Source organism: Pseudomonas protegens (assembly GCF_003732485.1).
Classification (GTDB): Bacteria; Pseudomonadota; Gammaproteobacteria; order Pseudomonadales; family Pseudomonadaceae; genus Aquipseudomonas; species Aquipseudomonas protegens_B.
The window spans coordinates 140044-151292 of the sequence record NZ_MOAK01000082.1; the positions used below are offsets into that span (position 1 = coordinate 140044).

Sequence of the window (11249 nt, forward strand, 5' to 3'; positions counted from 1 at the left end):
CGTCGACGATCTGCCGGAGAACCTGCTGGCCCTGGAAGCGCTGATCAAGCGCGAGGACCGCATGGTGTACAAGGCGCTGTCGGCCGATGAAGCCTTGTCGCTGCTGCTCCAGCATGAGTTCGCCATGGCCATCCTCGATGTACAGATGCCGGGCATGAACGGCTTCGAGCTGGCCGAGTTGATGCGCGGCACCGAGAAGACCAAGCACATCCCCATCGTTTTCGTCAGTGCCGCCGGGCGCGAGCTCAACTACGCCTTCAAGGGCTACGAAAGCGGGGCAGTGGACTTCCTGCACAAGCCCCTGGACATCCATGCGGTGAAGAGCAAGGTCAATGTGTTCGTCGATCTGTACCGCCAGAGCAAGGCCATGAAGCAGCAGGTCGAGGCCCTGGAGCAGAGCCGGCGTGAGCAGGAGGCGTTGCTCAACAAGCTTCAGGCCACCCAGAACGAGCTGGAGCAGGCAGTGCGCATGCGCGATGACTTCATGTCCATCGTCGCCCATGAGGTGCGCACGCCGCTCAATGGCCTGATCCTGGAAACCCAGCTGCGCAAGATGCACCTGGCGCGGGAGAACGCCGCGGCCTTCAGCCTGGACAAGATGCACGCCATGGTGGATCGCGACGAGCGCCAGATCAAAAGCCTGATCCGCCTGATCGAAGACATGCTGGACATCTCGCGGATTCGCACCGGCAAGCTGTCGATCCGCCCGTCACAGTTTGACTTGGCGCAGCTGGTACGCGGGTTGGTGGAGAATTTCGCGCCCCAGGTGGAAGCCGCGCAATCGTCCCTGAGCCTGGAGGTCGAGCAGCCGTTGCAAGGCCACTGGGATGAATTTCGCATCGAACAGGTGATTTCCAACCTGCTGACCAATGCCTTGCGCTACGGCGCCAAGAGCCCCATCGAAGTCCGGGTCTATGCCGAGGACGGCGAGGCGCGGGTCGAGGTGCGCGATCATGGGATCGGCATCAGCGAAGACAACCAGAAGCGGATTTTCCAGCAGTTCGAGCGGGTCAGCGCCAGTCACGTGGCGGCGGGCCTCGGGCTTGGGCTGTTCATTTCCGAGCAGATCGTGACCGCCCACGGCGGCACCATCAGTGTTGAAAGTCGCATTGGCGAAGGCGCATTGTTTCGCGTAAGCCTGCCCCTGGCCTGACTGCAGGAGCCGGCTTGCCGGCGAATTTCCAGGCGTGAACCGCGAAAAGCGTCACGCAGACGCAACCTCTGCGTGACCCAATGGTCGAAGGGGGCTGTTGACGTTTGGTGACCTGCCGCGACGGCGGCCCCCTTAGCGCAAGGCAAGGCGCGAGGAGCGCAGTTTGGTTGTTCCAAATAAGCTCCGAGCAACGCAGCCTTGCGCTAAGGGAGCCCCGTCCCTTCGGGTTGCGTGCCAAACTGTGCGAGGCTGCGTTGCGGGATTTGCCAAGGGAACAACCATTAGCGGCATCCCGCGCCTTGCCTCGCGCAGTTTGGCCCAGCAACGCGGTAGGTCACCAAACATCAACAGCCCCTGGCAGCAATTGACCAAGCAAAGGTTTTCCATGAGTGAAGATGCACAAGACGTCGTACTGATCGTCGAAGATGAACCCGTCATCCTGATGCTGCTGGCCGACTACCTGTCGGGCCTGGGCTACCGGGTACTCCAGGCCGAAAATGGCGAGCAGGCGTTCGAGATCCTGGCCAGCAAGCCGCACCTGGATGTGATGATCACCGACTATCGGCTGCCCGGTGGCATTACCGGGGTGATGATCGCCGAACCGGCGGTGAAGCTGCGTCCGGACCTCAAGGTGATTTTCATCAGCGGCTACCCCAACGAAATCCTCGAGTGCGGCAGCCCCATCACTCGCAAGGCACCGATCCTGGCCAAGCCCTTCGACCTCAACAGCCTGCAGGAGCAGATCCAGCAACTGCTGGCCTGAGCCGGTTTTCAGTCGCGGATCATCTCTCGCACCTTGGCGGTCAGCAGGTCGAAGGTGAAGGGTTTGGTGATCAGTTGCATGCCGGGGTCGAGGAAGCCGCCACGGGCGGCGGCGTGCTCGGCATAGCCGGTGATGAACAGGACTTTCAATTGCGGGCGGATCTGCCGCCCGATCTCCGCCAGTTGCCGGCCATTCATGCCCGGCAAGCCCACATCGCTGATCATCAGGTCGATGCGCTGCCCCGAATCGAGGATCGGCATGGCGCTGCGGGCGTCGCCGGCTTCCAGAAAGGCGTAGCCCAACTCGCCGAGTACCGCACTGACCAGCACCCGTACCGCTGGATCATCCTCGACGATCAGCACCGTCTCGCCGTTCTGCGCGGCGCCTGACTGTTGCTCCAGCGGCTGCTCATCCTGCTCCGCACTGCCGCGATAGCGCGGCAGGTACAGGCTGACCTCGGTACCCCGACCCAGGGTGCTGTTGAGGGACACGTGACCGTGGGACTGCTTGCTGAAGCCATAGATCATCGACAGCCCGAGCCCGGTGCCCTGGCCGATGGGCTTGGTGGTGAAGAAGGGGTCGAACACTCGATGGATGATGGCGTCGGGCATGCCGCAGCCATTGTCGCTGACTCGCAGCAGCACGTAGTCGCCGGGTTCGAGGTTGTCGTGGGCCTGGGTGAAGTCCGGGCCCAGGTGCTGATTGAGGGTCTCCACCAGCAACCGGCCGCCATTGGGCATGGCGTCCCGGGCGTTGAGGACCAGATTGAGCAGGGCACTTTCCAGCTGGTTGGGGTCGGCCTCGGCGACCCACAGTTGCGGGCACAGGTGCATGTCCAACTGGATGCTTTCACTGAGGCTGCGTTGCAGCAGCTCGCCCATCGACGTCACCAGGGCGTTCATTTCCACCGGCTTGGAGTCCAGCGACTGGCGCCGGGAGAAGGCCAGTAGGCGATGAGTCAGGCCGGCGGCGCGATTGGCCGAAGTGACACCCAGGTCGATCAGGCTGTCCAGATCCTCGGTACGGCCCCGGGCCAGGCGTCGGCGCAACAGCTCGAGGCTGCCGATGATGCCGGTGAGCATGTTGTTGAAGTCATGGGCGATGCCTCCGGTGAGCTGACCCACGGCCTCCATCTTTTGTGACTGGCGCAGGGCTTCCTCGTTGTGCCGCAGTTGCGCGGTGCGCTCTTGCACCTGCTGCTCCAGGGTTTCCAGGGTGCGTTGCAGGCGCAGCTCGCTCTGGCTCAGGTCGATCAACCGGTCCCGGGCTTCGTATTGCCGGCGTCGGCCGCGCAGGGCGGCGCTGACCAGGCTGATCAGGGTCGCCGGATGGAAGGGGCGTTCCAGGAAGCTGACGTTGCCCAGGGGGGCGCTGAAGCGCGATGCCGGATTCTGCTCCGGACCGCCGTGCTGGGTCAGCAGCACGATGGGCAGGTCGGACCAGGCCGGTTGCTGTTGCAGATGGCGCAGCAGCGGTTCCAGGTCGACCCCGCGCAAAGCCTCGGCGGCGATGATCACCAGCCCGGCACCGTACTCCAGTTCTTCGCACAGGGCCGGCAGGTGAGGGCTGATCAGGCTGCGAAATCCCGCCTCGTTGAGCATCATCTGCGCCAGCTGGCTGTCACGGCCGTGGGGCGTGAGCACCAGGGCACGTTCGGAAAGAGCCAGGTCCCGGGTCATCGCCCCTCTTCCCGAAGCAGCGGTTTGCTTTCGCCCAGGTAGGTGGGCACGCCCCGCAGCACGCCCTGGAAGGCCTCCAGGGGTTCGCCGATGGTCAAGCCGCGAGCACTGATGCGGTATTCACGGATGGTCGACTCGTGGCTGCCGGTACGTTTCTTGATGATGGAGATGGCCCGGCGCACCTTGCCCAGGGCTTCGAAGTAGCGCAGCAGGACCACGGTGTCCGCCAGGTAGGTGATGTCCACCGGGGCCTGCATATCGCCTACCAGGCCATGCTGGGCCACGGTCATGAAGGTCGCTGCGCCCTGGCGATTGAGGTACAGCAGCAGCTCGTGCATGTGCAGCACCAGAGCGTTTTCCTCGGGCATGGCTGCCTGGTAGCCGTTGATGCTGTCGATCACCACAGTCTTGATCCGTTGCTGGTCGACACAGTGCCGGACCCTGTAGGACAGCTCCCCGGGGGACAGCTCTGCGGCGTCCACTTGCTCGATCACCAGGTTGCCCGTGGCTTGCAGGGCCTCCAGGTCGATGCCCATGTTGCGCATGCGTTCGAACAGCAACCCCAGCTCTTCGTCGAAGATGAACAGCGCGGCCTTCTCGCCCCGGGCCACGGCGGCTGCGGCGAAGATCATCGAAATAAGCGATTTGCCGGTACCGGCGGGGCCGAGGATCAGGGTGCTGGAGCCGCTTTCGATGCCGCCTCCCAGGAGCGCGTCCATCTCCTTGATGCCGCAGGTCAAGGTCAGGCGCTCGTAGCGGCCCCGGTGTTCGGCTGCCACCAGCCTTGGGAACACATGGACGCCGTCGCCCATGATGGTGAAGTCATGAAAGCCGCCGCGGTACTTCTGGCCACGGTATTTCACCACCCGGATGCGCCGGCGTTCGGCGCCGTAGCTGGGAGTCAGCTCTTCCAGGCGGATCACCCCGTGGGCCACGCTGTGCACGGTCTTGTCCAGGGATTCGGTGGTCAGGTCATCCAATAGCAGCACGGTGGCGTCATAGCGCACGAAGTAGTGTTTGATCGCCAGGATCTGCCGCCGGTAGCGCAGGGAGCTTTGCGCCAGCAGGCGGATTTCCGAGAGACTGTCGAGCACCACCCGGGTGGGCTTGACCCGTTCCACCACTTCGAAGATCTGCCGGGTGGCTTCCCCCAGCTCCAGATCCGAGGAATACAGCAGGCTTTGCTGATGCTCGGCATTGAGCAGGCTTTCCGGCGGGGTCAGCTCGAAGATGTGGATGTTGTCGTCGAGCGTCCAGCCATGGGAGGTCGCGCCCTGGCGCAGTTCGCGCTCGGTTTCCGAGAGCGTGATGTACAGACAGCGCTCGCCGGCCAGGGCGCCGGCACGCAGGAAATGCAAGGCCACGGTGGTCTTGCCGGTTCCGGGTTCACCTTCCAGCAGGAACACATGGCTGCGTGACAATCCCCCGGAGAGGATGTCGTCCAGGCCTTCGATTCCGGTGGCGGCTTTTTCGCTGAGTAACGCAGTTGAGGTCGACAAACAATGCCCTCGCACAATGGGTCCAGGTAGCCTGCGATGGCGCGAACGCCTTGATATCGCGGCTTATTGTCTTGACCGTTCGCTGCGGGCGCGGTTCAACCTTTTGTCGCTCGGGGGGATGGGGCGGGGCCTTACAGGCCCTGCTGCAATGCCGGGTCGTCGGGATTCTGCTGTTCCAGCTGGGCCAGCAACACCTGGACGTTCTGCAACTGGCCGCTCTCTTTCCAATAGTTGATCAGCAGCACCCGGGCCTTGCGGTTGTAGGGCTGGCGCTGGACGATTTCCTCCAACTGCTTCTGCGCCGCTTCCTGCTCCTGTTCGCTGTGCAGGGTGGTGGCCAAGTCGTAGCGATAGGCGGCGTTGTTGGGTTCCAGCTCCACGGCCCGTGACAGGCCCAGCAGGGCGAACTCACCCTGGCCGTGGTGCAGCAGCCAGAGTCCCAGGGCATGCTGCAGGTAGGCCGAATCCTGCTGGGCCTGCAACTGCTTGGCCAGCAACTGGCGGGCAGCGTCGCTCTGGCCTTGCTTGTCCAGCACTTCGATCTGCAGCACCACCGCCTGCAGGTTGTCCGGCGCCAGGCGCAGGGCCTGTTCCAGGGTCTGCTGGGCCTTGCTCAGGTCGGCGTTGTGCAGGTACAGGCGGGCCAGCTGGTACTGGGCCTCGACGTCGTCGCCCCGGGTCTTGAGCACCTGGGTGTATTCGTCGATCACCTGTTGCAAGGGGCCGAAGTACAGGCCCTGGTCATCCGGGCTCAGGCCCAGCAGGGCATCTACCGCGGCAAAGCGCACGCTTTGCTCGTGATCGTCGAGCAAGGGGCCCAGCAGCAGGCTGCGCTGGCCACTGGGCACCAGGCCCAGCACGCTCTTGATCGCCGCTTTGCGCACCTCGGCCGAGGGGTGATAGAGGTCGGCATCCGCCAGCTTCAGGGCCTGGGGGCTGGGGTAGTTGGGCAACACCGCCAGCAGGCGGGTGCGCTGCTGATCATTGAGGTCGGGGCGCGCCAGTTGCTGGTACAGCACCCGTGCCGCGCCCGGCTGGCCGTTGCGGGCTTTCTCCAGGGCCTGGCCGTAGCCGTGCTTGATCGCCTCCGGAACCGCCGGCGGGCTGCTGCGCAGAAAGGTCCAGGCCAGGGCCAGGGCGATAACGAGCAACAGGCTGATCAGCAGGTAGCGACGGGGCAGGGGCATGCAGGAATCCGGAAGCTGGCGACTTTTGGAAGGCGCAAGCTTCGGTCAGGAACCGGTCCGAGTCAAACCCGGGTTCAGGTCAGTACATATTCCTGAGGTTCCAGTGGCGGCGGCAGGTCCCGTTGCCCCAGCGCTGCCAGGACTTCACGCTCCAGGCCGCGCAACAGAGCGCTGCAGGGCAGATCGTTGTCGTCGTAGCCAAAGGGGTCTTCGAGGTCATTGCCGATCTCGTCGAGGCCCAGGAAGGTGTAGCTGACGATGGCGGTGAAGATCGGTGTCAGCCAGCCCAGGGGCTCGGCCATGGCGAATGGCAGGAGGATGCAGAACAGGTAGATGGTGCGGTGCAGCAGCAAGGTGTAGGGGAAGGGCAGCGGGGTGTTCTGGATACGCTCGCAGGCGGCCTGGACCAGGCTCAGGCTGACCAGCCGGGTTTCCATCTGGGTGTAGCGCCATTCACTGATCAGCCCCTGTTGCGCCCACTGCGAGCAGCGTTGGCCGAGGCGTTGCAACTGGGCGTCGGTGAGGTTGGGGTGTTGCGGGTCGATGTCGGCCTGGGCCCAGGGTTGCAGGGCGCAGGCTTCGTCCTCATGGCGCAGGCGGGCAATCAGGCTGTGGGCGAAGCCGCAGAGGTCGCGCAGCAGGCCCTCGCGTTCGGGGTGCGGGTCGATGATCAGGCTTTCGCGGATCAGCGAGCGAACCTCGATGATCAACTGCCCCAATTGCTTGCGGCCTTCCCACCAGCGGTCGTAGCAGGCGTTGTTGCGAAAGCTCATGAAGATCGACAGCGACAGGCCCAGCAGGGTGAAGGGCGTGGCGTTGACCTTGGAGAAATAGGTGGGCTGCAGGGTTTCCACCAGCACGATGACCGAGGCCAGCAGGGTAATCAGCACGCAGCGCAAGGCGATGCGCTTGGCGATCGAGCCTTTGAGGGCAAAGAGGATGCTGATCAGGTTGGGCTTGGGGCGGACAATCATGTGGAAGCAGGCCAGGGCGATTACGCTGCGAGTGAAGATTAGGAGCGCGCCGGTGGGCTGTCCAATCGCAATGGCCAACCGCATGATCGACGGCCTCTATCACCGAGCCGGCTTGCCGGCGAAGAGGGCCTTTGGCTGTGCAGTGTTCTTGCGGGCGCCTTCGCTGGCAAGCCAGCTCCTATGGGGCCATGTGTTCGGGGTCATGCGTTGTGCGGGCTCTTGTAGGAGCCGGCTTGCCGGCGAAGAGGCCCCTGAGCCGGGCAAAAAAAAGCCCCGCGACCGAATGATCCACGGGGCCAAACATTGGTTGGTTGCGGCCAACCAAAGGAGCTCGTTGCAAATCCTTACTTGCTGGCTACCGTCTCCGGTTGCCAGCCACCACCCAGGGCCTTGTAGATGGCGACGATGCCGCGGTACAGGTCGACTTCGGCCTGGGCCTGGGAATCTTCGGCCGCCAGGCGTTCACGCTGGGCATCGAGCAGCACCAGGAAGTCCACGGTGCCTTCGCGGTAGCGGATCTCGGCCAGGTCCGCGGCGGCGCGGCTGGATTCGCTCTGGCGGATCAATGAGATCAGCCGTTGCTGACGCTTGCCGTAGTCGCTGAAGGCGTTTTCCGATTCTTCCAGGGCCAGCAGCACTTGCTGCTCGTAGCTGGCCAGGGCGCCGTCGGCATTGGCGTCGGCGCCGCGCAGGCGGGCCCGTACGCTGCCCAGGTCGAAGGCCGCCCAGGTGATGCTCGGGCCCAGGGCCCAGGCACTGGCCGCCGATGAGCCGATCTGCGAACCGCGTCCGGCGGTGAAGCCAAGGAAGCCGCTGAGGCTGACCCGCGGGAACAGGTCGGCCTTGGCCACGCCGATGCGCGCGGTGGCAGCGGCCAGCTTGCGTTCGGCACTGAGAATGTCCGGCCGGCGTTGCAGCAACTCGCCCGGGTCGCCAATCGGCAGGGCCTTGGCAATCGCCGGCAGCTGCGCCGGCGACAGGTCGACGTTGAGTTTGTCCGGCCGTTCACCCAGCAGGGTGGCGATGCGGTTGCGCTGGCGGGTCTGCTCCGCCTGCAGCTGCGGTACGCTGGCTTCCACCGAAGCCAGGCGGGCGTCGGCGCGGACCACATCGAGCTGGTCGCCGACCCCGGCGTCGCGCAGGCTTTCGGTGATCTTGCGCGAGGCCTGCTGGTTGTCCAGGTTGGCCAGGGCAATCTTTTCCCGCAGCTGGGCGCCCCGCAGCTGGCCGTAGGCGTCCACCAGCTCGGCGATCATGGTCACTTGCAGCTGGTACAGGTCGGCCTCGGCCGCTTGCTGGTCGGCGTCGGTGGCTTCCAGGTTGCGCTGGATGCGGCCGAACAGGTCCAGCTCCCAGGCCATGTCCAGGCCCAGGTCGTAGCGCTCGCTGTTCACTCGCTTGGTGGTCTGGCCGGGGATCTGCCCCTTGGCCAGGTCGCTGCTGGCGCGGCTGGTGATGGTGGGCATGGCGTCATTGCTGGCGTCATCGCGAATCGCCCGGGCGGCCCGCAGGCGGGCGAAGGCCACCCGCAGTTCACGGTTGCCCTGCAACGATTGGCTCACCAGCTGGTTGAGGGTCGGGTCATCGAACTGCTGCCACCAGATGCCTTCGAAGCGTGCGCGGTCGAAGTTCTTCTGGCCCGCAGCGCCATCGGTGGCGGCGCTGATGTGCGCCGCCTCGGTGGCCGGGGTCTGGTAGTCCGGGCCGACGGCGCAGGCACTCAGGGCCAGCACCAGCAGGCTCGGCAGGAAGACTTTGGCACTCATTGTTGCGTCTCCAGTTGCAGGGCGCGGGCGGCCTTGCGGGCCTCGCTGCGCTCCACATAATTGCGGATCAGGACATAGAACACCGGGGTCAGCAGCAGGCCGAAGAAGGTCACCCCGAGCATCCCGGCGAACACCGCGACCCCCATGGCATGACGCATTTCCGCACCGGCGCCGCTGGAGATCACCAGGGGTACCACGCCCATGATGAAGGCGAAGGAGGTCATCAGGATCGGCCGTAGACGCAGGCGGCAGGCTTCCAGTACCGCCGCCAGCGGATCGAGGCCTTCCTCTTGCTTGTCCTTGGCGAACTCGACGATCAGGATCGCGTTCTTGCAGGCCAGGCCCACCAGTACGATCAGGCCGATCTGGGTGAAGATGTTGTTGTCGCCACCGGAGATGATCACCCCGGTAATCGCCGACAGCAGGGTCATCGGCACGATCAGGATCACCGCCAGGGGCAGGCTCCAGCTCTCGTATTGCGCGGCCAGCACCAGGAAGGCCAGCAGTACGCAGAGCGGGAAGACGAACAGGGCGGTGTTGCCGGCCAGGATCTGCTGGTAGGTCAGCTCGGTCCATTCGTAGGTCATGCCGTTGGGCAGTTCTTCCTTGAGCAGTTTCTCGATCGCCGCTTCCGCTTGCCCGGAGCTGTAGCCCGGGGCCGCTGCGCCGTTGATTTCCGCGGTGACGAAGCCGTTGTAGTGCATCACGCGGTCGGGACCTGCGGTGTCGCTGACCTTGATGAAGGTGGCCAGGGGGATCATCTCGCCCTTGTTGTTGCGCACTTTCAACTGGCCGATCTGCTCGGGCTCGAGACGGAACTGCTGCTCGGCCTGGACGTTGACCTGATAGGTGCGGCCAAAGCGGTTGAAGTCGTTGGCATACAGCGAACCCAGGTAGATCTGCAGGGTGTCGAAGATGTCGGAAATCGCCACGCCGTGGGTCTTGGCCTTTTCCCGGTCGATGGCCGCGTCCACCTGGGGCACGTTGACCTGATAGCTGGTGAACAGCCCGGCCAGCTCCGGCACGCTGCGGCTCTTGGTGATGACGTTCTGCACTTCTTTATACAGCTCGTCGTAACCCAGGCCGCTGCGGTCCTCCACTTGCAGGCGGAAGCCGCCAATGGTCCCCAGGCCCTGTACCGGCGGCGGTGGGAAGATCGCCATGTAGGCGTCCTGGATATCGGCGTACTTGCCGTTCAGGGCACCGGCGATGGCACCGGCGGACATGCTCGGGTCCTTGCGCTCATCGAAGGGCTTCAAGGTGACGAAGACGATGCCGTTGTTCGGGCTGTTGGTGAAACCGTTGATCGACAGGCCGGGGAAGGCCACCGCACTTTCCACGCCGGGTTGTTTCAGGGCGATGTCGGACATGCGCTTGATCACATCCTCGGTGCGGTCCAGGCTGGCGGCGTCCGGCAGTTGGGCGAAGGCCACCAGGTACTGCTTGTCCTGGGCCGGAACGAAACCGGTCGGGGTGTGGGCGAAGCCGAACCAGGTCAGCACCATCAGGCCGGCATAGAGGAACAGGGCGATGCCGCTGCCGCGGATGACCCGGCGCACCGTGCCGACGTAACCATGGCTGGCACGATCGAAGAAACGGTTGAACGGCTTGAACAGCCAGCCCCCCAGCAGCGTGTCGAGGATCTTCGAGAAGCGGTCCTTGGGTGCATGGTGTTCCTTGAGCAATACCGCGGCGAGGGCCGGCGACAGGGTCAGGGAGTTGAAGGCCGAGATCACCGTGGAGATGGCAATGGTCAGGGCGAACTGCTTGTAGAACTGCCCGGTCAGGCCGCTGATAAAGGCTGCCGGTACGAACACCGCGCACAGCACCAGGGCGGTGGCGATGATCGGCCCGGTCACTTCACGCATGGCGCGCTTGGTGGCCTCTACCGGGTTCAGCCCCAGGCCGATGTTGCGCTCGACGTTCTCCACCACCACGATGGCGTCGTCCACCACGATGCCGATGGCCAGCACCAGGCCGAACAGCGACAGGGCATTGAGGGAGAAGCCGAACAGGTGCATGACCGCGAAGGTACCGATCAGCGACACCGGTACGGCCACCAGCGGGATGATCGAGGCACGCCAGGTCTGCAGGAACAGGATCACCACCAGCACTACCAGGATCAGGGCTTCGAACAGGGTGTGCACCACGGCCTCGATGGAGCCGCGAACGAAGATGGTCGGGTCGTAGACGATGCTGAAGTCCATGCCTTGCGGGAAGCTCTGCTT

8 protein-coding genes are annotated in these 11249 nt (G+C 64.4%); 2 read left to right on the forward strand and 6 right to left on the reverse strand.

Features of this window, described 5'->3' with window-relative positions; all coding sequences use genetic code 11:
* Both BLX41_RS26350 and BLX41_RS26355 read left to right on the forward strand, forming a co-directional pair.
* On the forward strand, positions 1-1153 hold a 1153-nt coding region (locus BLX41_RS26350; protein WP_148059781.1), incomplete at its 5' end, for a hybrid sensor histidine kinase/response regulator.
* A gap of 385 nt (positions 1154-1538) precedes the next feature.
* Positions 1539-1916, forward strand: a complete 378-nt coding sequence (locus tag BLX41_RS26355; RefSeq protein WP_011061530.1) for a response regulator — start codon at positions 1539-1541, stop codon at positions 1914-1916.
* Between the two features lie 8 nt (positions 1917-1924).
* On the opposite strand, the gene BLX41_RS26360 is transcribed toward BLX41_RS26355, so the two are convergent.
* The 6 genes from BLX41_RS26360 to BLX41_RS26385 form a co-directional block, all read right to left on the reverse strand.
* On the reverse strand, positions 1925-3595 hold the full coding sequence (locus tag BLX41_RS26360; RefSeq protein ID WP_123727260.1) for an ATP-binding protein: 1671 nt from the start codon (positions 3593-3595) through the stop codon (positions 1925-1927).
* On the reverse strand, positions 3592-5094 hold the full coding sequence (locus BLX41_RS26365) for an ATPase domain-containing protein (protein ID WP_123727261.1): 1503 nt from the start codon (positions 5092-5094) through the stop codon (positions 3592-3594). The genes BLX41_RS26360 and BLX41_RS26365 overlap by 4 nt, the downstream gene beginning before the upstream one ends.
* A gap of 131 nt (positions 5095-5225) precedes the next feature.
* Entirely contained in the window at positions 5226-6281 is a 1056-nt protein-coding gene (locus tag BLX41_RS26370; protein WP_123727262.1) for a tetratricopeptide repeat protein, read from the reverse strand.
* Positions 6282-6355: 74 nt separating this feature from the next.
* Entirely contained in the window at positions 6356-7255 is a 900-nt protein-coding gene (locus tag BLX41_RS26375) for a bestrophin family protein (protein ID WP_123727357.1), read from the reverse strand.
* A gap of 344 nt (positions 7256-7599) precedes the next feature.
* Positions 7600-9021, reverse strand: a complete 1422-nt coding sequence (locus tag BLX41_RS26380; RefSeq protein WP_123727263.1) for an efflux transporter outer membrane subunit — start codon at positions 9019-9021, stop codon at positions 7600-7602.
* On the reverse strand, positions 9018-11249 hold a 2232-nt coding region (locus tag BLX41_RS26385; protein WP_259745204.1), incomplete at its 5' end, for an efflux RND transporter permease subunit. The genes BLX41_RS26380 and BLX41_RS26385, both read right to left, overlap by 4 nt.

Excerpts from the sequence above, each read along its gene's own strand:
- BLX41_RS26355 (WP_011061530.1), top strand. The coding sequence starts at position 1,539 with ATGAGTGAAGATGCACAAGACGTCGTACTGATCGTCGAAGATGAACCC.
- BLX41_RS26360 (WP_123727260.1), bottom strand. The coding sequence starts at position 3,595 with ATGACCCGGGACCTGGCTCTTTCCGAACGTGCCCTGGTGCTCACGCCC.
- BLX41_RS26370 (WP_123727262.1), bottom strand. The coding sequence starts at position 6,281 with ATGCCCCTGCCCCGTCGCTACCTGCTGATCAGCCTGTTGCTCGTTATC.
- BLX41_RS26375 (WP_123727357.1), bottom strand. The coding sequence starts at position 7,255 with ATGATTGTCCGCCCCAAGCCCAACCTGATCAGCATCCTCTTTGCCCTC.
- BLX41_RS26380 (WP_123727263.1), bottom strand. The coding sequence starts at position 9,021 with ATGAGTGCCAAAGTCTTCCTGCCGAGCCTGCTGGTGCTGGCCCTGAGT.